Raw genomic sequence first — 19,554 nt, 5'->3', positions numbered from 1 at the left:
CCATGAACCGCTTCGCACTCGCGGCCGTCGTGGCCGCGCTCGCACCCGCTCTCGCGCCCGTCGCGGCGCGGGCCCAGTTGGGCAGCTACAACCCGCCGCCGGGCCCGCAGGGCACGTTCGCGATCACGCACGCCCGCATCGTCCCCGTGTCGGGCGCCGAGATCCCGAACGGCACCGTCGTCATCAGCGGCGGCAAGATCCAGGCGGTCGGCGCGAACGTCGCCGTGCCTAACGGCGCCCAGGTCATCGACGCGACCGGCCTCTCGGTCTATCCCGGCATGATGGACGCCGGCACGTCGATCGGTCTGCAGGAGATCCCGCAGGGCGCCGCGTCGACCGTCGACATCGCCGAGACGGGCAACTTCAACCCGAACGCGCAGGCGTTCTTCGGCATCAACCCGCACAGCGCGCACGTCGGCGTGGCGCGCGTCGTCGGCATCACGCACGTGCTGTCGCACCCGACGGGCGGCGTGATCTCCGGCCAGGCGGCGCTCATCAACCTCGCCGGCTCCACCGTGCCGCAGATGGCCGTCGAGCCGCGCGCGGCGATGGTGATCGAGCTGCCGCGCGCCGGCTTCGGCGGCGGCCGCCGAGGCGGCTTCGCGGCGTTCGCCGGCGCGCAGAACCAGCAGGAAGTCGCCCGCACGCGCCAGCTCCAGCTCGACTCGCTGAAGTCGATGCTGAAGGACGCCGCCGCGTACGGCGACGTGCAGGACGCGTACGCGAAGGACAAGTCGATCCCGCGCCCGAAGCAGGACGTCGTGCTGGCGTCGCTCGTGCCCGCGGTGCGCGGCCAGATGTCGGTGCTGTTCGTCGCCGACCGCGCGAACGACATCCGCGAGGCGGTGGCGTTCGCCGAGGAGAACAAGCTCAAGCCGGTGATCCTCGGCGGCCGCGACGCGGTGCAGGTGGCGGCGTTCCTCAAGCAGCACGACGTGCCGGTGCTGCTCGGCGGCGTGATGGACCTGCCGTCGCGCGAGGACGACCCGTACGACGTGAACTACGCCGCGCCCGCGAAGCTCGCCGCGGCCGGCGTGCGCTTCGCGATCACGTCGGGCGACCTCGGCTCGGAGGTGCGCAACCTCCCGTACACGGCCGGCATGGCGGCCGCGTTCGGCCTCTCGAAGGACAACGCGCTGAAGTCCGTGACCCTCTGGCCGGCGCAGATCCTCGGCGTCGGCGATCGGTTAGGCAGCCTGGAGCCGGGCAAGATCGCGAACGTCGTCGTCACGACGGGCGACATCCTCGAGGCGCGGACCGACACGAAGTACCTCTTCATCGACGGCCGCCCGGTGCCGCTCGACACGAAGCACTCGGAGCTCTACAAGCAGTTCAAGGACCGCCCGTAGGCTCGTCATCGCACGCGGAGACGCGGAGAACGTGGAGGACTGCCCCATCATGGGTGCGGTTCTCCGCGTTCTCCGCGTCTCCGCGTGCGGCGGCTATGGTTTCCTCAGCGTGTCAAGGATGCGCCCTGCCTGCGGATCGTTAGGCGCGATCTCCAGCGCCCGCTCGAGGCTCGCGCGTGCGGCCGTGGTGTCGCCCGCGGCGAGCTGCGCGTCGGCGGCCATGCGGAACGCGAAGCCGGACGTGGGCACCATCCGCGTGTTCAGCAGATAGAAGCGGAGAGCGTCCGGCAGATTCCCGCGCGCCCGCAGCGCGGCGCCGACGTCGGCCAGCGCCACCTCGCCGAAGTCGTACGCCGCGCGTGCGTAGTACCGCTCGCGCAGCGCGTTGTACGTCGACTCCGCCGAGTCCGCGCCGCCGGCGTCGTAGGCGCTGAGCAGCATCTGCTGGAGCGTGCGCGGCACCGTGACGCCGCGGTGGCACGTCGCGCACGCCACACCCACCGCCGGCTCGCGCCGCGTCGCGAGCTTCGTGAGATGGTCGCCGTTGATCCCCGCGACCATGCGCAGCATCACGCGCGCCTTCTCCTTCTCCGGCTTCTCGTCTGCCTTGAAGTCGTAGCTCGCGAGCGGCTCGCCCTCCTTGCCGACGTGGCAGTACGTGCAGCGGACGCCGAGCGCGCGGGTGAAGCCGGCCATCGTATCGATGAGCGCGCGCACCGGGATGTCCTTCGGCAGCACCTTCAGGTTCTCGAGCCGCTGCGGCGGGAACGTCCCCTGCGCGGCGGCAGGGCCGGCGAGGGCGGCGGCGATCGCGAGCGGGGCGGCGAGGCGGCGCATGGCGGTAGGGCCCGGGGAAGGGGTGGACCTCCGACCACGCTAGCCGCGGAGGCGTCGGCCGGCGAGCCGCCGGGGCCGATGCGTGGCCGAGCGACGCGAGTCGCGCGGCGCCGGCAGCCGCCGTGGCGCGCCGCCTGCCTATACATGGGACACCACCGTTTCACCGGAGATCCCATGCATCACCGCACGCTCACCGTCTGCGTCGCCGTCGCGGTCGCGGCGGGCACGCTCGGCGCGCAGCAGAAGGCCATCGAGGGGCACGCCAACTGGGCCCGCACGACGGAGACGCACCAGAACTCGTGGGGCGGCGGGGCGCAGTTCCAGCTCACCTGGGGACAGAAGACGGACCCCGTGCAGCTCGGGACGTCGCTCGCCGCCGACTACCAGAAGCAGGAGAACGGGGGACCGAGCCAGACGAGCGGCTCGCTCGACGTCACCCTGCAGCCGGGCGGCGGCGGCGCGGTCACCCCGTACGCGGGCGGCTCCGTGAGCGAGAACTGGCTGTCCGGCGGGGGTGCGCCGAGTGGGGCGAAGCTCGGACTGCAGTACGTCGTCGGCGCGCAGATCAAGCCGGAGTCGAAGGGACCGCTCGCGCTGCGCCTCGAGGTACGCCCCGGCTACGTGCGCACGCAGGAGCACTCGATCACGTACTCCCTCGGCCTCAGCGCGTCGCTCGGCGGATCGTAGTCACCAGGGGGGGCTCCCCCCCTTCGCCCAGGATCGCGCACGCCGAACCTGCCGACGTAACCCTCACGACGCACGACCGCGCCCCCGCGACGCGATCACGATCCGATCGCCGTGCACCGTCACCTCGACCGCGGCGAGGTTCGGCACGACGAGATCCGCGCCCGCCATCGCCGCCGCGTCGTGCGTCGTCGTGAGTGCGAGGAGCCCCATCCCCGCCGCGCGCGCCGCCGCGGCCCCCGGCGGCGCGTCCTCCACCACGACGCAGTCGGTGGGAGCCACGCCGAGCCGATCGGCCCCACGCAGGTAGCCCTCGGGGTCCGGCTTGCCGCGCGTGATCTCGCCCGCGGCCACCATGTGCCGCGGGATCGGCAGCCCCGCGGCGCGCAGCCGCGCCTCCGCCACCGGCCGCGTGCCCGACGTCACGACCGTCCACCGATCGGGGGGCAGCACGTGGAGCACCTCCGCCGCGCCCGGAAGCGCGACGACGTCGCTCGTGTCGCCGGCCTCCATCGCCTCGAGCCACGCGATCTCCGCATCGACGTCGGCGTGCGGCGCGATCGCCCGCACGCTGTCGACGGCGCGGCGGCCGTGCACGCGCGTGACGATGTCGTCGCCGTCGAGCGCGTGGCGGTCGGCGAATGCGCGCCACGCGCGTTCCACGGCGGCGATGGAATCGGCGAGCACGCCGTCGAGGTCGAACAGGATCGCGCGGCAGGTGAGCATGGGCGAAACGTAACCGCGCACCGCGCTGGGTCGCGCCGGGCAGGGCTCCACGTACGTGCTTCAGTCCCACGCGCACTCGTACGTGGAGCCGTCCAAACCCCGACTCGCCGCGCGACGGCCTGCGGTCTGCTACGCCCTCGGGGCGTTCGACCACCCGAGGGATCGCATGAACGTCTTCGGAGTCCGCCTGCTCGGCCTCGGCGCCGACACCGGCCGCAAGCTGCTGCTGACGGTCGCGCTCATCGTCGCGCTGTTCGTGCTGCGCACGGTGATCGGCTGGGCGGTCGGATGGGCGGGGCATCGCCGGCGAACGAACGAGCACACCGAGCGCACGCGCTTCTGGACGCGGCAGGTCGTCAGCCTCGCGACGGTCGCGCTGCTGCTGTTCGGCGTCGTGTCGATCTGGTTCGATGAGCCCGGGCGGCTGGCGACGGCGGCGGGGCTCGTGACGGCGGGGATCGCGGTCGCGCTGCAGCGCGTCATCACGTCGTTCGCCGCGTACTTCATCATCCTGCGGGGCCGCGTCTTCACGGTCGGCGACCGCATCACGATGGGCGGCGTTCGCGGCGACGTCGTGCAGCTGGGCTTCATGCAGACGGCCGTCATGGAGATGGGCGAGCCGCCGGGCGAGCAGGGAGATCCGCCGTCGGTGTGGGTGAGCGCGCGCCAGTACACGGGGCGGATCGTCCGCGTGACCAACGACAAGATCTTCGACACGCCGGTCTACAACTACACGCGCGAGTTCCCGTTCCTGTTCGAGGAGATCCACATCCCGATCCGCTACGACGCCGACCGCGCGCGGGCCGAGTCGATCCTGCTCGACGTGGCCCGCCGGCACACGGACGACATCGCGCGCGATGCGAAGGGTGCGCTCGAGCGGCTGCGCGAGCGCTACTTCCTCCCCGACGAGGTGTCGCTGGGGCCCGCGGTCTACTGGCGGCTCACCGACAACTGGATCGACATGTCGGTCCGCTTCACGACACGCGAGCGGGGCGCGCGCGGCGTGAAGGACCGCATGAGCCGAGACATCATCGCCGAGTTCGACGCGGCGGGGCTGGGGCTCGCGTCGGGGACGTACGAGATCGTCGGCATGCCGCCGCTGCGCGTGCAGCTCGACGAGGCGCGCGACACGCGCGGTCCCTAGGTCCCAGGGGGGCTCCCCCCCCTTCGCCCAAGGTGCTACGCGCTCGAGACGCTGCGGTACCGAATCGACGCACGACCGCACTCGGCGAACGCGGGCCCGCCCCTTGCCCGCGGCCGGCGCATGGACTCCAAGGCATTCGCCCGCGCGCTGCTCGCCTGCGGCGCCCTCGCGTGCAGCCTGCCGCGCGACGCCGACGGCACGCTCGACCGCGCGCGGCACGGCACCCTGCGCGTCGGCGCGTTCGCGAATCCGCCGTGGGTGATCGACACGCTCGGGACGCTCGATGGGGTCGAGGTGCGGCTCGTCACCGACCTCGCGCGCGGACTCGGCGCACGCGTGACGTGGATCCGGAAGCCCGAGGCGGAGCTGATGGAGGCGCTGCACGAGCGCGAGCTCGACCTCGTGGTCGGCGGCCTAACGGCGGCCGAGCCGTGGGCGAAGCAGGTGGCGTTCACGCACCCGTACCACGTCGACACCGTCGGCGTCGGCGTCATGCCGGGCGCCGTCACACGGACCGTCGTGCGGCAGCACGTGCTCGCCGTGGCGAAGGGCGAGAACGCGTGGCTCGTGCACGTCGAGCGGTTCCTGCGCGCGCGCCGGCCGACGATCCCCGCGGAGATGCGGAGCGCGGGGTCGTGAGGATCGGTCACGTCTTCGAGTACCCGCCCGCGCAGGCGGGGCAGCGCGAGAAGGCGAGGAAGCTCGCCTGGCTCAGCATCGTGCTGCTCTCCGTCGGCACGGTCCTCCTCGCGATCACGCTCGGACAGTCGGAGGCGATGAAGACCGCGTGGGTGAGCGAGGTGCTGGCGATGATCCCGCCCGCGTCGCTGCTCGTCGCCATGCGCTTCGAGCTGCGGCCGCCGAGCGTGCGCTTCCCGTACGGCTACTATCGCGCGATCGCCGTCGTCTTCCTGATCACGGCGACCATGCTGTCGCTCATCGGCCTGTCGCTCTTCTTCGACTCGGCGATGAAGCTCCTGAAGCAGGAGCGCCCGCCGATCGGCACGTTCGCGCTGTTCGGCCACCAGTACGACCTGTGGGCCGGCTGGCCGATGGTCGCCGTGCTCGCGTTCAGCCTCGGTGCGGGGATGCTCATCGGCCTCCTCAAGCAGCCCGTGTCGAAGGCGCTGCACGACAAGGAGCTCGAGGCCGAGTCGCAGATGAATCGCGACGAGTGGATGTCGGAGGGTGTGGCGATCGTCGGGCTGCTGCTCGTCGCGTTCGGCAAGTGGTGGGGCGACGCGCTCGCCGCGCTGCTCATCTCCATCGGCATCGTCCGCGACGGCTGGCACAACATGCGGCAGGTGATCGCGGACCTCATGGACGAGACGCCCACGCAGATGGGCGGCCACGAGCTCGAGGATCTCCCGGCCCGCCTACGCGACGCGGCCGAGCGGATGCCGTGGGTGACGCGCGCGATGGTGCGGCTGCGCGAGCACGGCCGCGTGCTGACGGGCGAGGTGTTCGTCGTGCCGCGCGACGACACGCCCGACCTCGTGGGCGCACTGAGCGACGCCGCCCTCGACCTCCAGCGCCTCGACTGGCGACTGCACGAGCTCACCGTCGTGCCCGTGCGACATCTCGAGGCGCATCCGCCGCCGAAGACCTAGGGCAGGAGGGCAGGAGGGCAGGAGGGCAGGAGGGCAGGAGGGCAGGAGGGCAGGAGGGCAGGATCTATCCCTCTCTCGCCCTCCTGCCCTCCTGCCCTCCTGCCCTCCTGCCCTGGACTTACCGGAACGGCGCTTCCCGGTCGTCGCGGCCGGGGTCGCGGTCGCGGCTGTTCGGGCCGGGGCGCGCGCGCTCGTTGCGCTTCGTGGCCTTGGAGCCGCCGGCCTTGCCCTCGTGCTTGAGGTCCATCTTCTCCTGGTGGGACGCGCTCGCCGGCGCCTCCTTGCGCTGCTTGCTCGCGCCCGTCGTCGCGCTCGTCTCGCTCGGCCGCTTCCCCTGCTCGCGCGCCTCCCGCGCGGCGGCCTGCTTCTGCTCCTCGCTCCCTTCCATGCGGCGCTGCTGAGCCATCGCGATCCTCCTCGTCGCTGTGGAAGGGCCGGAGGATCAACAAGCGTACCCGAGGACGCCGCGGCGATCGAGTCGCGCGACGAGTCGGGTCACGTCCGCTCCAGCAGCGCGTACCCGGAGAACCGCCGCCACCGCTCGCGCTTCTCCGCCGAGGCGAACGTGCCTAACAGCCGCCAGAACCACATCATCCGCATCTCGCGCCGCCGCCGACGTGCCTCCTCCACCGTCGACCGGAACTCGGCCTCCCGCCATCCGTGCGGCGCGAAGAACGCCGTCCCCTCCGCCGGTGCGAACTGGAACGACGCGGCGCCGGGCTGCACCGAGCGCTCCCACTGGCGCTTCATCATCCGCAGCAGCTCGGGGCTCGCGATGTCGAACAGCCACCACCGCGCGCCGAGCACGTCGTGGAGGTCGCGCGCGAGCGCCGCGGCAGCGTCCGCGGTGAGGTAGATCAGCAGCCCTTCGGAGACGACCAGCGTGGTCGTCGACGGGTCGCGCAGACGCTCGAACAGCCCGCGACGCACGGCGTCGTCGGCGAGGTCGGCGACCACCGCCTCGTAGCGGCACGCCGGCCGCTCGCCGCGCATCGCGTCGCGCTTGTACGCCGTGATCTCCGGCAGGTCGACGTCGATCCACGCGAGCGTCGGCGGGAGCGGCAGTCGCCACGGCCGCGTGTCGAGCCCCGCCGCCAGGTTGACGACGCGGTCCACGCCGTGCTCCCGCACCCGATCGAGGACGATCTCGTCGAACACCGCGGTGCGCACGATCATCGCCCACGCCATCTGCCGCCCGCGGTGCATCCGGTCGACGATCGCCGCGCCCCGCGCTCCGGCGAGCCGCTCCGCATACGGGTCGCGGAAGATGGCGTCGGGGCGTGCGGTCTCCATCGCACGGTAGACGGCCACCCAGCGGGCAGTATCCGAGACGTGCTCGATCGTCGACATGGCGGCGTGGCGTGGCGGGAGGACGAGGAGGGCGTGTGACGACACGCACGCGCGCGTGACGAGCGCGCTACGCCCGGGGCGCACGGTCCGCGCTATTGTATGGCGTGCCGCCCCTTCCTGCCTCCCGCTTCGTGCTCCGTCGCCGGGCGTTGCGGGCCGCCGCGGTGTTCGGCGTCTGGACGCTGTTCGGGCTGCTCATCGCCGAGCAGACGTCGCTCCAGCTCCGGCTGCGCGGCGAGACGCGTCCGCTCGTCTCCGTGCTCGCGCCGCCGCTCGGCGGGGCGTGGTTCTGGGCGCTGTACACGCCGATCGTCGTCGCCGCGACGCGCCGGCTGCGGCGGCTCCGCGCGCGCGGGCCCGCGGGGTGGGCGGCGTGCGTCGCGGGCCACGTCGCGCTCGCCGGCACGCTCATGGTCGTCGGCACGACCGCGTGGGCGTGGATCCGGCCGCTCATCGACGGCGTCGTGTCCGGCTGGACGACGGTGTTCGCGTACTCGATCCTCATGGACACGACCTCGTACGCGGCCGTCGTGTTCCTCACCGAGGCCGCGACGTTCGCGGCGGCGTACCGCGAGCGCGATCGCGAGGCCGCGTCGCTCGCGCGCACCGCGGCGGAGCTGCAGGAGCGGCTCGACGAGGCGCGGCTGCACGCGCTCGAGGCGCAGCTCCGGCCGCACTTCCTGTACAACACGCTGAACCTCGTGGCGGAGCTCGTGCACGCGGAGCCCGACGCGGCCGACGCGATGCTCACCCGACTCGGCCTGCTGCTGCGGCGGTCGTACCGGGCGAGCGCGCACGTCGTACCGTTAGGCGACGAGCTCGCGTTCGTGCGCGCGTACGCCGAGATCCTGGCGCGCCGCTACCGCGACCGCGTCGCGCTCACGGTCGACGTTCCCGACGCGCTGCACGCGGTGCCGGTGCCCGCGTTCGCCCTGCAGCCGCTCGTCGAGAACGCGTTCCGGCATGGCGTGGAGCGGCGCGAGTCGCGCACGGCGGTGGAGATCGCGGGGACGGTGCGCGACGGCGCGCTCGTGCTGCGCGTGACCGACCGTGCCACCGGGGCCGGACGCTGGGAGACGCCGCCGCGTCGACGACGCGCGCCGAGCGACGGCGGCGACGGCGTGGGGCTGCGCAACACGCGCGAGCGGCTGCGCGCGCTGTACGGTGGCGCGGCGTCGCTCACGCTCGACCACGACGTCGGCGAGACGACGGCCGTGCTGCGCGTACCGACGACCGCCCCGGCCGACCTCCCGACGATCCCCGCGACCCGCGAGCTCGCGGAGGTGAGGCCGTGATCGCGCCGCTGCGCGTGATGGTGGTGGACGACGAGCCGACGGCGCGGCAGCGCATCGTGCGGCTGCTCGGCGAGATGACCGACGTCGCGGTGGTTGCGGAGTGCGGGTCCGGGCGCGAGGCGCTCGCCGCGGCGGCCGCGCGGCGTCCCGACGTCGTGTTCCTCGACATCGCGATGCCGGGCCTCGACGGGCTCGACGTCGCGCGTCGGTTAGGCACCCCGGATGCGCGGCCGGTCGTGGTGTTCGTCACCGCGTACGACGAGCACGCGCTCGCCGCGTTCCGCGTCCACGCCGCCGACTACGTGCTGAAGCCGGTGGACCGCGAGCGGATGCGCGACGCGGTGGAGCACGCGCGCCGCTCGGCGCGCCCCGATCCGGGCCCGCGGTTCGCCGTGCGCGACGGACGCCGTGCGCACTTCGTGCCGATCGCCGACATCCTGTGGGTGGAGAGCTTCGGCAACTACGCGCGCCTCCATACCACGGCCGCGCGCTTCATCCACCGCGCGACGATGGAGGGGATCGCCGAGCAGCTCGCGCCGCACGGCTTCGTGCGCATCCACCGCACCGCGATCGTGAACGGCGCCCGCGTCGTGCGGCTGCGCCCCGCGGGGAGTGGCCAGTACGAGGCGCTGCTCGACACCGGGCTGCGGCTGCGCGTGAGCCGTACGTTCCGGCACGCGCTGGGCGCGCTGCGACGTTAGGCATCGGTGCTCGGCGGATCTCACGCGGAGACGCGGAGCACGCGGAGAACGGCTTTGGCTCGGTGAATGAGCCGGAGGACGCAGAGGGCCGCACAGAACATCAACAGCAAAGATGTGGGGATGAAAGGATGAACGGATCTCGAGATCCTCAGGATCCTTTCATCCCCAGGTCTTCGCTGTTCGAAGAGGCAATCCTGTGAAGAGGCAGTGCTCCGCGCTCTCCGCGCCTCCGCGTGACCCGAAACGGCCACCCACACGTCCATGACCACGACCGTTCTCCCGCTCTCGCCCACCGCACGACTCGGCGCCCGCCGCGTGCTCGCCGCCGCGGCGGCGGTGTGGGTGCTCGACGGCCTGTTCGCGACCGGCCTGTGCCTCTCGGTGAGCCCGACGTGCACGGTGATGCGCACGTGGCAGGGCGTCGCCGGCGCGCTCGTGGGGCGGCCGGCGACGTTCGACGGTGGCGTGGCGACGTTCCTCCTCGGCCTCGCGATGCACTTCGCGGTCGCGCTCACCTGGGCGGCGCTCTACGGCGCGCTCGTGTCGCGGTGGGACGCGCTCGCGCGACTCGGCGCGCGCCCCGCCGGCGCGGTGCTCGCCGGCGTCGCGCTCGGCGCCGTCGTGTGGTGCGTCATGGACTTCGTCGTCGTGCCCATGACGCGCAACGCCGCGACGCCGTTCGGCACGCGCATCTGGTGGATCGTGCTCGCGGGCCACCTCGTGGTGGTCGGGCCGCCGATCGCGCTGCTGGTGCGGCCGGGCGTGCGGCGTTAGGCGCGCCGCCGCGGTCTTGCCCCGTTTGGCGCTGCTCGTAGGTTGTGGAGCCCCCCACGACCTTCAAGCCGGCAGGAGCCGAAGCGATGAGCGAGATCCGTTTCTCCGACAACTACCAGGACCATTCGACCGACAACGGGTTCCAGTTCGAGTTCCGCTGCGAGCGGTGCTACGAGGGCTGGCGCTCGCCGTTCGACCGCTACGCCGCGGGCACGCTCGGCAACGTGCTCGGCATGGCCGAGGGGCTGTTCGGCGGCGTGTTCGGCTCGGCGCGGGGCGCCGTGGATCGCGTGAAGAGCGCCGGTTGGCAGTCGGCGCGCGACGAGGCGTTCAAGCGCGCCGTCGGGCAGGCGCAGGCGCACTTCCACCGCTGCCCGCGCTGCTCCAACCACTTCTGCGACGACTGCTGGAACGGTGACGAAGGGACGTGCATCGGCTGCGTGCCGCGGCTCGACGCCGAGCTGGCGCACATCGCGCGCGAGGCGAAGCTGCAGAAGGCCCGCGAGCGCGCGTACGAGTCGGCGACGGTGTCGAACGACGACCTGCAGGCGCGCGTCGTGAGCTGCCCGAACTGTCAGGCCGCGGTGGGACGCGCGAAGTTCTGCCCCGAGTGCGGCACCGCGGTGTCGCTCAAGCGCTCGTGCGGCGCATGCAGCGCGGAGATCCCGGGCTCGTCGAAGTTCTGCCCGGAGTGCGGCGCGAAGGCCTAACGATCGAGCGCGCGCGCTAGGGGGCGCGCTAGCGCGCGATCGGCGCGGTGCGCGCCGCCGTGAGCCGCACGAGGTCCGCCGGATCGAGCGCGAGCTCCAGGCCGCGCCGCCCCGCGCTCACGTGGATCGTCGGCAGCGCGAGCGCGTCGGCGTGCACCACCGTCGGCAGCCGACGCCGCTGGCCGAGTGGGCTGATGCCGCCGAGCACGTAGCCCGTCGCGCGCTGCGCCGCGTCGGCCGCCGCCATCTCGGCCCGCTTGCCGCCGAGCGCCGCGGCGAGCGCCTTGAGGTCGAGCGAGCGGTCCACCGGCACGAGCGCCACCGCGAGCGCGCCGTCGACGGACGCGACGAGCGTCTTGTACACCGACGCCGGCTCCACGCCCAACGCCTCCGCCGCCTCGAGCCCGTACGACTCGGCGGCGGGGTCGTGCGCGTAGCTCAGGAGCTCGAACGGGATGCCCGCCTTTCGCGCGGCGTCGACTGCAGGAGTCATGTCTTGGAACAGCGGCGCTGGTACGTCGGCGCTGATGCTGCGGCGCTGATACTGCGGCGCTGAAAACGCGTGGTATCAGGCCCGCCGTTCCAGCGCCGATTCATCAGTGCCGAGGCTTCAGCGCCGCCTCATCAGATTCCCACCGCCTTCCGCCACAGCTCCGCGATCAGCGCATGCCCCGCCGGCGTCGGGTGCACGCCGTCGCCGAGCCAGTACGCGGGGCCCGTGCGCGCGGCCGCGGCGTCGAGCGGCTCCTGCAGCGCGACCCACGTCGCGCCGGCGCGGTCCGCGACGCGTCGCGCCGCCGCGCGGCGGGCGTCGAAGTCCGGGTGCCACGACGCGTCGACCGAGCCGGTGACGAGCACGAACGGCTCCATGATCACGAGCCGCGTCGACGGCAGCGCGGTGCGCGTCGCGGCGAGCAGCGCGGCGTACTGCGACTCGTAGTCGGCGAGCGTGCCGTTGTACCGGCCGTTGCGCATGTGCCAGTAGTCGTTCACGCCGATCAGGATGCTCAGCACGTCCGGCTTCAGCGCGATCGTGTCGGCGTCCCACCGCGCCTGCAGGTCGGGCACGCGGTTGCCGCTGATGCCGCGGTTGAAGAAGCGCCACGCCGGGTCGGGCACGTCGCGCAGCACGCCGGCGGCGACGAGCAGCGGGTAGCCGCCGCCTAACGCGGGCGTCGCGTTCGCCGCGGCGTTCGTCTTGTTGCGCCCGACGTCGGTGATCGAGTCGCCCTGGAAGAGCACCGTGCCCGGCGTCACGCGGCCGCCGGCGGCCCGGCTGGCGACGCGCGACGTGCCGCCCGGCACGGTCTGCGACGCGGACGTGCACGCGCCGACGACCGACGCGGCGGTCGCGAGCGCGGAGAGGCGGAGGAACTCGCGGCGGGAGGTCTCGTTAGGCATGGGCCCGGGGTGAGAGGCGGCCGAAAGGTGACCTCGGCCCGCGCGGCGGGCAATTCCGCCGACTCACCCGCGCGTGGGAACGCCGCCTGCGATGCGGCCCTCCGTCTCTCGCAGCGGAGGAGCACATGGCACGAGCACGGGGCAGGGGCGACGAGCACGCGCCGCGGCGCGACGGGCCCGCCGGCGCCGGAGCCGGCGCGTCACTCGGCGCGCGCGACCCGCACGGACACGCGACGGGGCAGCAGTCGGGCGGCAAGCGCCCCGCCGTGAAGACCGGCGCCGCGAAGAAGGCGCCGAAGAAAGGAGAGAAAGGGTAGCGCCGTCAGAACTCGCGGCGCTTCATCTCCTTGAAGAACGCCGCGCGCTCGATGTCCTGCTCGTCGCTCGCTGCCGCGTCCGGGCGCTGCGTCGCCTTCAGCGTGGGGTCGTACACCTTCGCCTTCTTCGTCTGCGCCTTCTCGACCTTCGCGACGTTCTTCTTGATGAGCTTCGCGAGCTGGTTGTCCTTCATCGGAGTCGGGGGCGTGGGGGTGGGGGAGTGACGAAAGGTGCGACCGTCGCGCGCGTCCGGACAAGGACGATCGGCGTCACGGGATCGTCAGCGGCTCGCCCGGCGCACGCACATCGCGGCGAGACGGATGCGCAGCGTGTCGGTCACGCCGGGGCGCACGGCGACCGTGAACCGGCGCGGCTGGTAGCCGGTGCCCGTCGCCTCGACGACGTAGCGGCCCGCGGGGAGCTGTCCGGTGCGCGCTTCCTGGTGCGCCATCGCCAGCGCGGTCGCCGCGCCGGAGGACCGGCCCACGCGCACCGGTCCCTCGGGCGGCGTCAGCTTCTCGTCGGCCGGCAGCACGCGCACGACGAGCGCGCCGGTGCGGGTGGCGGGTCGGCGCGGCGCCTGGCCGCGGTAGACGGCGACGCTCGGCCGCGCGCCGCAGAAGCCGGCGACCGGCACGACGCGCGAGGAACGGGACGGACCGTTGTGGCAGGCGGCGACGAGCACGAGGCTCGTCGCCGCCGCGGAGGTTGCGAGACGACGGATCAGGGAAGTCGAGAACGGCACGCCGGGCATACCCAACCGTCCGCGACGGGGTTCCCGCGGGCCGTGACGAGAGTCACCGGGTCACTTCGGCAGCTCGAGCGGCCGCGGGCCCTCGGCGAACAGCTTGGTCACGAAGCGCTGTCCCTCGCCGATGCGCTCCACCTCCACCGCCACCGACTCCACCGCCTGCTCGATGCGCGACATCCGGTCGAGCAACTCGGGCGGGATGGGCGCCGGGAGCGCGACGGGCTTCTTCCACAGCCGCCGCGCCCACGCGATGGCGAGCGGGAACAGCACGAAGATCGTGAAGACGATCGGGATGATGAACACCTCGTCGGGCGGGCCGTTGCGCACCGGCGGCCTCTCCGGCTGGATCGCCCCCGGGATCCCCGCCGCCTGCGCGATCGCCTCGTCCGTCGACGCGATCTGCTTGTTCACCGACGCGATGCGCTGATCCACGTCGGCGAGCTGCGAGCGCAGCCCGGCGCGGTCCGCATCGTCGAGTGGCGCCCCCTCCTGCTGCTGCAGCCGCTGGGCGAGCTCGCCGCGGCGGTCCTGCAGCCCCTCGAGCTGGTTCGCGAGCTCGCGTCCGCGCGCCTTCAGCGCCTCGTACACCGCGGTCGGGCTCCCGGCGGCCCCTTCCACGGTGATGCGGCCGCCCTGCACCGTGACGGTGGGGACGGGCGGCGTGGGCGGGGTCGGCGGCGTCGGTGGCGTGGGCGGTACGGGTTCCTGCATCGGCGCGTCTCCGGGGTCGTGGGCAGTGCGGGAGTAAAGATACTGCCCCGCGCCACTACGCCACGCCGGCGCGCGGGGGTTTCATCCCGTTAGGCGAGCGCCTCAGTCGCGCAACGAGAGCACCAGAGATACTTTCTCGCATCCCGTCTCCGTGCCCCCGGCGGGGCGGTCCTCACCGGAGGCCCATGGTCCGCTACCTCTTCAGGCTCTTCGTCGCCGGCCGCTCGTCGCGGTCGCTCCAGGCGATCGCGAACCTGCGCCGCATCGGCGAGGAGCGGCTGCAGGGACGCTACGAGCTCGTCGTGGTGGACGTGCTGGTGGACCCGGAGAGCGCGGAGGCGGCGCGCGTCCTCACCACGCCCACCGTCGTGAAGGAGGCTCCCGGCCCGATGCGCCGAGCGACCGGCGACCTCTCCGACGCCGAGCGGGTGCTGTACGCGCTCGACCTCATCGAAGGACCGACCAGCGAGCTCGCATGACGTCATCGTCCCCCACGAATCGCTCCGGGGAGGTGACGCGTCTCCCGACCGGCATCCCCGGCTTCGACATCATCGCCGGCGGCGGCCTCCCGCGGCAGCGCGCGACGCTCGTCGCCGGCACCGCGGGGAGCGCGAAGACCATCTTCGCGACGCACTTCCTCGCCGGCGGGATCACCACCGCCGGCGAGGCCGGGGTGTTCGTGACGTTCGAGGACGCCCCCGAGGACGTGCGCCGCAACGTCGTCAGCTTCGGCTGGGACATCCCGGCGTGGGAGCGCGCGGGGAAGTGGACGTTCATCGACGCCACGCCGGACCCGAGCGAGCCGCTCACCGTCGTCGGCGCCTACGACCTCGGCGCGCTCGTCGCGCGCATCGAGCACGCGGTGAAGCGCACGCAGGCGACGCGCGTCGTGCTCGACTCGCTGAACGCGCTGTTCCTCCAGCACCCCGACCGCGCGATGCTCCGCTCCGAGCTGCTGCGCCTCACCACGGGGCTCAAGCAGCTCGGCGTGACGCTCGTGTTTACCGGCGAGCGCACCGCGGACTACGGCGAGATCACGCGCTTCGGCATCGAGGAGTTCGTCGCCGATAACGTCGTCATCCTGCGCAACGTGCTCGCCGACGAGCGGCGCCGTCGCACGATGGAGATCCTGAAGTTCCGCGGCGCGCACCACGAGCGCGGCGAGGTGCCGTTCACGATCCAGGACGAGGGCATCGTCGTCATCCCGCTCACGGCGCAGGAGCTCACGCAGACGTCGAGCACCACGCGCATCAGCTCGGGCATCCCGGAGCTCGACGCGATGTGCGGCGGGGGATTCTTCCGCGACTCGATCATCCTCTGCTCGGGCGCCACGGGCACCGGCAAGACGCTCCTCGTCACGCAGTTCCTCGCCGGCGGCTTCGCGCGTGGGGAACGATGCCTGCTATTCGCGTTCGAGGAGAGCCGGGACCAGCTCTATCGCAACGCCGAGGCGTGGGGAATGGACTTCCAGAGCGCGGAACGCGACGGGCTGCTGCGGGTGGAGAACACGTACCCGCACGCGATGCCGATGGAGGACCACCTCGTCCGCATGCGGCGCCTCGTCGACGAGTTCCGGCCGAGCCGCGTCGCGGTCGACTCGCTGTCGGCGCTCGAGCGCGTGTTCACGCTGCGCTCGTTCCGCGAGTTCGTCATCAGCTTCACGTCGTTCCTGAAGCAGAAGGAGACGGCGGGGCTGCTGACCTCCACGACACCGAACCTGCTCGGCGGCGGCAGCGTGACCGAGAAGCACATCTCCACGCTCACCGACTCGATCATCCTGCTGCGCTACGTGGAGCTCGACGGTCAGCTGCGGCGCAGCATCGCGATGCTGAAGATGCGCGGCTCGCTGCACGACCACGACATCCGCGAGTACGAGATCGACGGCACGGGGATGCACATCCGGTCGCAGTTCCGCGGCGTGCACGGCATCCTCTCCGGCATGCACACGCCGATGGCCGACGCCGCGGCGAACGAGGGGGCGGACGCGGGAACGTGAGCGGCGTCATGCGCCCCGAGTCGCCGCCGTCGGACGGCGCCGCACCGCAGCCGCCCGCGCAGGACGTGCTGCGCGGGATCGTGGAGCATCTCGCCGACGGCATCGTCGTCGTCGACCGCGCGGGGACGATCCGGTTCGTGAACCCGGCGGCGGAGGCGCTGTTCCAGCGGTCGGCGGACACGCTCGCCGGCGCGCCGTTCGGCTTCCCGCTCGTCGCCGGCGGGACGACGGAGATCGAGGTCGTGCGCCGCGGGGACGTCGTGACGGCGGAGCTGCGCGCCGTCGACATCGTGTGGGACGGCGTGCAGGCGTCGCTCGTCTCGCTGCGCGACGTCACCGACCGCAAGCTGGCCGAGGAGCGCGAGCGGCTGCTCGGCGAGGAGCGCTCGGCTCGCCTGCAGGCGGAGGCGGCGAGCCAGGCGAAGAGCCAGTTCCTCACGATGATGAGCCACGAGCTGCGCACGCCGCTGAACGCGGTGCTCGGCTACGCGGACCTGCTGTCGCTCGGCATCGGCGGGCCGCTCACCGACGCCCAGCGGCAGCAGCTCGAGCGCATCGTGGCGAGCGGCCGGCACCTGCTGGAGCTCGTGAACGAGATCCTCGATCTCGCGCGCGTCGAGGCGGGACGGCTCACGGTGACGCGCGTGCCGATCGCCGTCATCCCGGCGGTGGACGCGGCGCTCGTGCTCGTGCAGCCGATGGCGGAGGCGCACGGCCTCACGCTCTCCGCGCGGGTGGACCGCGACGCGCGGCTCGTGGTGCTCGCCGACGAGCACCGCGTGCGGCAGATCCTCGTGAACCTCCTGTCGAACGCGGTGAAGTTCACGCCGGCCGGCGGGTCGGTGACGGTGGTCGTGGAGACGACGGCGCGGCCGGACGCGGAGGCGAAGCTGCACGGCGCTCGGCCGTGGATCGCGCTGCGCGTGCAGGACACGGGGAAGGGCATCGCGCCCGATCAGCTCGAGCGGGTCTTCGCGCCGTTCGTGCAGGGGGACCACGGGCTCACGCGCGGGCGCGACGGCTCGGGGCTCGGGCTCGCGATCAGCCGGCGGCTGGCGCGGCTCATGAGCGGCGACGTGACGGCGCGCAGCACCCTCGGGGAGGGGTCGACGTTCACGGTGTGGCTGCCCGCGGCCGACGCGCCGCCCGCGCCCGGGCGGCTCGCGTCGCTCAGCGGACGCGATCCGGTGGTGCGCGGCATGGGCGAGGTGGGCGACGCGCTGCTCCGCGAGGTCGAGACGATCGTCGACACGTTCGTGGAGCGGTTGCGCGTGGAGCCGGTGGCGGACGCGGCGCGCGACCTCCGCTTCTCGCAGCTCGCCGACCACGCCGCCACGCTCGTCGCCGACATCGCCGGCGCGCTGATGGTGCTCGAGGACTCGGCCGGCCAGCCGTCGTCGATCCTCGACGATGGGGCCGACATTCGCCGGCTCGTGGCGGAGCGCCATGGGCAGCAGCGCGCGCGGCTCGGGTGGACCGAGGACGAGCTGCGGCGCGAGTACGTGGTGCTGCGCGAGGAGCTGCTGCGCGCCTGCCGCCGCTGCTTTCCGCGCGACGACGACGAGCGCGTCTTCGAGGCGACGGTGGTGCTCGGCCGGTTGCTCGAGGACGCCGAGCGGTGGAGCCTGCGGGCGCTGGCGCAGGCGAGCAGCGAGGGGCCCGTCCGCTGACGCTCAGCTCAGCAGGCGCTTGCTCACGACCGCCTGATCGAGCCGCGCCGCGAGCTCCGCCTCGCTGAGCGACTCCCACTGCGGCGGGATGGGTGCGAGCCGCCGCGTCTCGTGTCCGGTGCCGCTGACGTCCTCGTAGACGAGCCACCCGTCGCGCCACCGATCGGGGAGCAGGTCGCCGGGGCGCATGCGCGGCCGGGTGCCGCCCGGCGTGCGGCGGTCGGCGCTATGCCGCCGCTCGAGCACGGGCGGGTCGTCGAGCGACTCGATGGGCGTCACCCGGCGATCGGACCGCCGCCGCTCGGCGGCCTCCTCGTTCGGGCGCACGTCCCACACGCGCCACTGTCGGCCATCGGGTGCTCGGAACTCGCGGACGGACATCGCGTCGCCGGTCGGTCTGGAGAGGGAGTCGGTGTAAATCAGCGCCGTTCGAGACGTGGCGCTCATGAAAGCCCCGGGCCAGCGTGACGGCACTCACGAAATGCTTCCCTTCTCGACCCAACTCCGGACGAGCGTCCACACCTCGTCGTCGACCGCCACGCCGTCGCGCAGACTGACCTCGCGCGTGCGGAGCGCCCGCTCGCCGGGATAGCGCGCGCCGGTCGCGTGGTGCAGGTCGTCGACGACCGCGTCCACGATCGTCGAGCCGGGTCCGTCGCCGAGCGCGGGGTCGATCGCGAGGAAGAGCTGGGAGAGCCCGCTCTCGCGCGCCGGGTCGGTGGGGATCTCGTGGGTCGCCCGCCCGCCGGCGAGCAGCGCGGCGACGAGGTCGAGCACGAGCGACAGCCCGCTCCCCTTCCAGTAGCCGATCGGCAGGACGCGCCCCGACCGCTCGATGCCCGCAGGGTCGGTGGTGAGCGCGCCGGCCTCGTCGAAGCCGCCCGGCACGGGGAGCGGCTCGCCGCGCCGGCGGTGCGAGGCGAGCGCGCCGTAGGAGAACTGCGACATGGCCATGTCGAGCACCACGTGTCCGTCCGCGCGCGGCACGGCGACGACGAGCGGGTTGTTGCCGAGCCTCGGCACGGCCGAGCCCCAGGGCGGCATGTTGGGGAGCGTGTTCGTCCAGCAGAGCCCGACCACGCCGGCGTCCGCGGCCTGCCAGCCGTAGGTGCCGCCGCGCATCCAGTGGTTCGTGTTGCCGAGCGCGACGCAGCCGACGCCGTGCGCGCGGGCGAGCGCGATCGCGCGGTCCATCGCGCGGCCCGCGTTCAGCGGCCCGGCGCCGCGCCGACCGTCCCACCGCTCCAGCGCGCCGTGCGTGGCCAGGGTGACCGGTCGCGCCGCGGGATCGACGACGCCGTCGCGCACCATGCCGACGAACCGCGGGACCCGGTCGAGCCCGTGCGACGCGACGCCGTCGCGGCTCGCGTCCGCGAACACGCGCGCGCACTCGGCCGCGTCGTCGGCGGGGAAGCCTAACGACGTTAGGAGCGTGGCGAGCGTGTCGCGGAGCGTGTCGTATGGGATGCGCATCGGGGGCTTACGGCGGGGCGAGCTGACGGCTGACGGCGGGACGCCTGACGGCGG

At 73.1% G+C, this 19,554-nt stretch carries 24 protein-coding genes; 13 read left to right on the top strand and 11 right to left on the bottom strand.

Features of this window, described 5'->3' with window-relative positions:
* The first annotated feature begins 2 nt into the window (after positions 1 to 2).
* Positions 3 to 1,349, top strand: a complete 1,347-nt coding sequence (locus tag J421_RS03680) for an amidohydrolase family protein (protein ID WP_025409818.1) — start codon at positions 3 to 5, stop codon at positions 1,347 to 1,349.
* Positions 1,350 to 1,442: 93 nt separating this feature from the next.
* On the opposite strand, the gene J421_RS03675 is transcribed toward J421_RS03680, so the two are convergent.
* The gene (locus tag J421_RS03675) at positions 1,443 to 2,186 is read right to left on the bottom strand and encodes a c-type cytochrome (protein WP_025409817.1); all 744 of its coding nucleotides are present in this window, start codon (positions 2,184 to 2,186) and stop codon (positions 1,443 to 1,445) included.
* A 174-nt stretch (positions 2,187 to 2,360) separates the two neighbouring features.
* Between J421_RS03675 and J421_RS03670 the strand changes: the two genes are divergently transcribed.
* Positions 2,361 to 2,873 carry a hypothetical protein gene (locus J421_RS03670; RefSeq protein ID WP_025409816.1) on the top strand — a complete coding sequence of 171 codons (513 nt, stop codon included), beginning with the start codon at positions 2,361 to 2,363 and terminating at the stop codon, positions 2,871 to 2,873.
* Positions 2,874 to 2,936: 63 nt separating this feature from the next.
* Here the strand turns inward: J421_RS03670 and J421_RS03665 are convergent, their stop codons facing one another.
* Positions 2,937 to 3,596 (bottom strand): HAD-IA family hydrolase, encoded by a 660-nt coding sequence (locus J421_RS03665; RefSeq protein ID WP_025409815.1) that lies wholly within the window; start codon positions 3,594 to 3,596, stop codon positions 2,937 to 2,939.
* Positions 3,597 to 3,762: 166 nt separating this feature from the next.
* Between J421_RS03665 and J421_RS03660 the strand changes: the two genes are divergently transcribed.
* From J421_RS03660 to J421_RS03650, 3 genes are all read left to right on the top strand, one after another.
* Complete coding sequence (locus J421_RS03660) at positions 3,763 to 4,740, top strand: mechanosensitive ion channel family protein (RefSeq protein ID WP_025409814.1); 978 nt, start codon at positions 3,763 to 3,765, stop codon at positions 4,738 to 4,740.
* Positions 4,741 to 4,860: 120 nt separating this feature from the next.
* Complete coding sequence (locus J421_RS03655; protein WP_025409813.1) at positions 4,861 to 5,379, top strand: substrate-binding periplasmic protein; 519 nt, start codon at positions 4,861 to 4,863, stop codon at positions 5,377 to 5,379.
* A complete protein-coding gene (locus tag J421_RS03650) occupies positions 5,376 to 6,350 on the top strand; it encodes a cation diffusion facilitator family transporter (protein WP_025409812.1) in 975 nt (324 codons plus the stop codon). The genes J421_RS03655 and J421_RS03650 overlap by 4 nt, the downstream gene beginning before the upstream one ends.
* Before the next feature lie 118 nt (positions 6,351 to 6,468).
* Here J421_RS03650 and J421_RS03645 read toward each other — a convergent pair whose 3' ends face one another.
* Together J421_RS03645 and J421_RS03640 are read right to left on the bottom strand one after the other, a co-directional pair.
* Entirely contained in the window at positions 6,469 to 6,756 is a 288-nt protein-coding gene (locus tag J421_RS03645) for a hypothetical protein (RefSeq protein ID WP_025409811.1), read from the bottom strand.
* An 89-nt stretch (positions 6,757 to 6,845) separates the two neighbouring features.
* On the bottom strand, positions 6,846 to 7,700 hold the full coding sequence (locus tag J421_RS03640) for a class I SAM-dependent methyltransferase (protein ID WP_025409810.1): 855 nt from the start codon (positions 7,698 to 7,700) through the stop codon (positions 6,846 to 6,848).
* A gap of 131 nt (positions 7,701 to 7,831) precedes the next feature.
* Here J421_RS03640 and J421_RS03635 point away from each other — a divergent pair, with 131 nt between their 5' ends.
* The 4 genes from J421_RS03635 (at position 7,832) to J421_RS03620 (ending at position 11,180) form a co-directional block, all read left to right on the top strand.
* Positions 7,832 to 8,995, top strand: coding sequence for a sensor histidine kinase (locus J421_RS03635; RefSeq protein ID WP_148306138.1), 1,164 nt, complete (start codon positions 7,832 to 7,834; stop codon positions 8,993 to 8,995).
* Positions 8,992 to 9,696 (top strand): LytR/AlgR family response regulator transcription factor, encoded by a 705-nt coding sequence (locus J421_RS03630; protein ID WP_025409808.1) that lies wholly within the window; start codon positions 8,992 to 8,994, stop codon positions 9,694 to 9,696. Before J421_RS03635 ends, J421_RS03630 begins: the two co-directional genes overlap by 4 nt.
* Before the next feature lie 261 nt (positions 9,697 to 9,957).
* The gene (locus J421_RS03625) at positions 9,958 to 10,470 is read left to right on the top strand and encodes a hypothetical protein (RefSeq protein WP_025409807.1); all 513 of its coding nucleotides are present in this window, start codon (positions 9,958 to 9,960) and stop codon (positions 10,468 to 10,470) included.
* Positions 10,471 to 10,556: 86 nt separating this feature from the next.
* Positions 10,557 to 11,180 (top strand): zinc ribbon domain-containing protein, encoded by a 624-nt coding sequence (locus J421_RS03620; protein ID WP_025409806.1) that lies wholly within the window; start codon positions 10,557 to 10,559, stop codon positions 11,178 to 11,180.
* A gap of 28 nt (positions 11,181 to 11,208) precedes the next feature.
* Here J421_RS03620 and ybaK read toward each other — a convergent pair whose 3' ends face one another.
* Positions 11,209 to 11,673 (bottom strand): Cys-tRNA(Pro) deacylase, encoded by a 465-nt coding sequence (gene ybaK / locus J421_RS03615; RefSeq protein WP_025409805.1) that lies wholly within the window; start codon positions 11,671 to 11,673, stop codon positions 11,209 to 11,211.
* 131 nt (positions 11,674 to 11,804) lie between these two features.
* Positions 11,805 to 12,581 carry a GDSL-type esterase/lipase family protein gene (locus J421_RS03610; protein WP_025409804.1) on the bottom strand — a complete coding sequence of 259 codons (777 nt, stop codon included), beginning with the start codon at positions 12,579 to 12,581 and terminating at the stop codon, positions 11,805 to 11,807.
* Between the two features lie 125 nt (positions 12,582 to 12,706).
* Between J421_RS03610 and J421_RS03605 the strand changes: the two genes are divergently transcribed.
* The gene (locus tag J421_RS03605) at positions 12,707 to 12,898 is read left to right on the top strand and encodes a hypothetical protein (protein ID WP_025409803.1); all 192 of its coding nucleotides are present in this window, start codon (positions 12,707 to 12,709) and stop codon (positions 12,896 to 12,898) included.
* Positions 12,899 to 12,903: 5 nt separating this feature from the next.
* Here the strand turns inward: J421_RS03605 and J421_RS03600 are convergent, their stop codons facing one another.
* The 3 genes from J421_RS03600 to J421_RS03590 all read right to left on the bottom strand — a co-directional run bounded on the left by J421_RS03600 (position 12,904) and on the right by J421_RS03590 (position 14,361).
* Entirely contained in the window at positions 12,904 to 13,092 is a 189-nt protein-coding gene (locus J421_RS03600; protein WP_025409802.1) for a hypothetical protein, read from the bottom strand.
* An 87-nt stretch (positions 13,093 to 13,179) separates the two neighbouring features.
* Entirely contained in the window at positions 13,180 to 13,653 is a 474-nt protein-coding gene (locus tag J421_RS03595; protein WP_025409801.1) for a hypothetical protein, read from the bottom strand.
* Between the two features lie 51 nt (positions 13,654 to 13,704).
* Positions 13,705 to 14,361, bottom strand: a complete 657-nt coding sequence (locus J421_RS03590) for a hypothetical protein (protein WP_158508647.1) — start codon at positions 14,359 to 14,361, stop codon at positions 13,705 to 13,707.
* A gap of 185 nt (positions 14,362 to 14,546) precedes the next feature.
* On the opposite strand from J421_RS03590, the gene J421_RS03585 reads away from it, so the two are divergent.
* From J421_RS03585 to J421_RS03575, 3 genes are read left to right on the top strand one after another with little or no spacing between them, the layout of a single operon-like run.
* The gene (locus J421_RS03585) at positions 14,547 to 14,840 is read left to right on the top strand and encodes a circadian clock KaiB family protein (RefSeq protein ID WP_025409799.1); all 294 of its coding nucleotides are present in this window, start codon (positions 14,547 to 14,549) and stop codon (positions 14,838 to 14,840) included.
* Positions 14,837 to 16,357, top strand: a complete 1,521-nt coding sequence (kaiC, locus tag J421_RS03580) for a circadian clock protein KaiC (protein WP_025409798.1) — start codon at positions 14,837 to 14,839, stop codon at positions 16,355 to 16,357. The genes J421_RS03585 and kaiC overlap by 4 nt, the downstream gene beginning before the upstream one ends.
* On the top strand, positions 16,354 to 18,027 hold the full coding sequence (locus J421_RS03575; RefSeq protein ID WP_025409797.1) for a sensor histidine kinase: 1,674 nt from the start codon (positions 16,354 to 16,356) through the stop codon (positions 18,025 to 18,027). The genes kaiC and J421_RS03575 overlap by 4 nt, the downstream gene beginning before the upstream one ends.
* A gap of 3 nt (positions 18,028 to 18,030) precedes the next feature.
* Here J421_RS03575 and J421_RS03570 read toward each other — a convergent pair whose 3' ends face one another.
* Both J421_RS03570 and yiaK read right to left on the bottom strand, forming a co-directional pair.
* Complete coding sequence (locus J421_RS03570) at positions 18,031 to 18,408, bottom strand: hypothetical protein (protein ID WP_025409796.1); 378 nt, start codon at positions 18,406 to 18,408, stop codon at positions 18,031 to 18,033.
* A 93-nt stretch (positions 18,409 to 18,501) separates the two neighbouring features.
* On the bottom strand, positions 18,502 to 19,500 hold the full coding sequence (gene yiaK, locus J421_RS03565) for a 3-dehydro-L-gulonate 2-dehydrogenase (RefSeq protein WP_025409795.1): 999 nt from the start codon (positions 19,498 to 19,500) through the stop codon (positions 18,502 to 18,504).
* Between the last annotated feature and the right edge of the window lie 54 nt (positions 19,501 to 19,554).

This window comes from Gemmatirosa kalamazoonensis, from assembly GCF_000522985.1.
Lineage (GTDB): Bacteria > Gemmatimonadota > Gemmatimonadetes > Gemmatimonadales > Gemmatimonadaceae > Gemmatirosa > Gemmatirosa kalamazoonensis.
Note: the sequence above shows the minus strand (reverse complement) of the source record. Positions and strands in the feature narration are given on the sequence as shown.

Excerpts from the sequence above, each read along its gene's own strand:
- J421_RS03680 (WP_025409818.1), top strand. The coding sequence starts at position 3 with ATGAACCGCTTCGCACTCGCGGCCGTCGTGGCCGCGCTCGCACCCGCT.
- J421_RS03675 (WP_025409817.1), bottom strand. The coding sequence starts at position 2,186 with ATGCGCCGCCTCGCCGCCCCGCTCGCGATCGCCGCCGCCCTCGCCGGC.
- J421_RS03670 (WP_025409816.1), top strand. The coding sequence starts at position 2,361 with ATGCATCACCGCACGCTCACCGTCTGCGTCGCCGTCGCGGTCGCGGCG.
- J421_RS03665 (WP_025409815.1), bottom strand. The coding sequence starts at position 3,596 with ATGCTCACCTGCCGCGCGATCCTGTTCGACCTCGACGGCGTGCTCGCC.
- J421_RS03660 (WP_025409814.1), top strand. The coding sequence starts at position 3,763 with ATGAACGTCTTCGGAGTCCGCCTGCTCGGCCTCGGCGCCGACACCGGC.
- J421_RS03655 (WP_025409813.1), top strand. The coding sequence starts at position 4,861 with ATGGACTCCAAGGCATTCGCCCGCGCGCTGCTCGCCTGCGGCGCCCTC.
- J421_RS03645 (WP_025409811.1), bottom strand. The coding sequence starts at position 6,756 with ATGGCTCAGCAGCGCCGCATGGAAGGGAGCGAGGAGCAGAAGCAGGCC.
- J421_RS03640 (WP_025409810.1), bottom strand. The coding sequence starts at position 7,700 with ATGTCGACGATCGAGCACGTCTCGGATACTGCCCGCTGGGTGGCCGTC.
- J421_RS03625 (WP_025409807.1), top strand. The coding sequence starts at position 9,958 with ATGACCACGACCGTTCTCCCGCTCTCGCCCACCGCACGACTCGGCGCC.
- J421_RS03620 (WP_025409806.1), top strand. The coding sequence starts at position 10,557 with ATGAGCGAGATCCGTTTCTCCGACAACTACCAGGACCATTCGACCGAC.
- ybaK (WP_025409805.1), bottom strand. The coding sequence starts at position 11,673 with ATGACTCCTGCAGTCGACGCCGCGCGAAAGGCGGGCATCCCGTTCGAG.
- J421_RS03610 (WP_025409804.1), bottom strand. The coding sequence starts at position 12,581 with ATGCCTAACGAGACCTCCCGCCGCGAGTTCCTCCGCCTCTCCGCGCTC.
- J421_RS03605 (WP_025409803.1), top strand. The coding sequence starts at position 12,707 with ATGGCACGAGCACGGGGCAGGGGCGACGAGCACGCGCCGCGGCGCGAC.
- J421_RS03600 (WP_025409802.1), bottom strand. The coding sequence starts at position 13,092 with ATGAAGGACAACCAGCTCGCGAAGCTCATCAAGAAGAACGTCGCGAAG.
- J421_RS03595 (WP_025409801.1), bottom strand. The coding sequence starts at position 13,653 with ATGCCCGGCGTGCCGTTCTCGACTTCCCTGATCCGTCGTCTCGCAACC.
- J421_RS03590 (WP_158508647.1), bottom strand. The coding sequence starts at position 14,361 with ATGCAGGAACCCGTACCGCCCACGCCACCGACGCCGCCGACCCCGCCC.
- J421_RS03585 (WP_025409799.1), top strand. The coding sequence starts at position 14,547 with ATGGTCCGCTACCTCTTCAGGCTCTTCGTCGCCGGCCGCTCGTCGCGG.
- kaiC (WP_025409798.1), top strand. The coding sequence starts at position 14,837 with ATGACGTCATCGTCCCCCACGAATCGCTCCGGGGAGGTGACGCGTCTC.
- J421_RS03570 (WP_025409796.1), bottom strand. The coding sequence starts at position 18,408 with ATGTCCGTCCGCGAGTTCCGAGCACCCGATGGCCGACAGTGGCGCGTG.
- yiaK (WP_025409795.1), bottom strand. The coding sequence starts at position 19,500 with ATGCGCATCCCATACGACACGCTCCGCGACACGCTCGCCACGCTCCTA.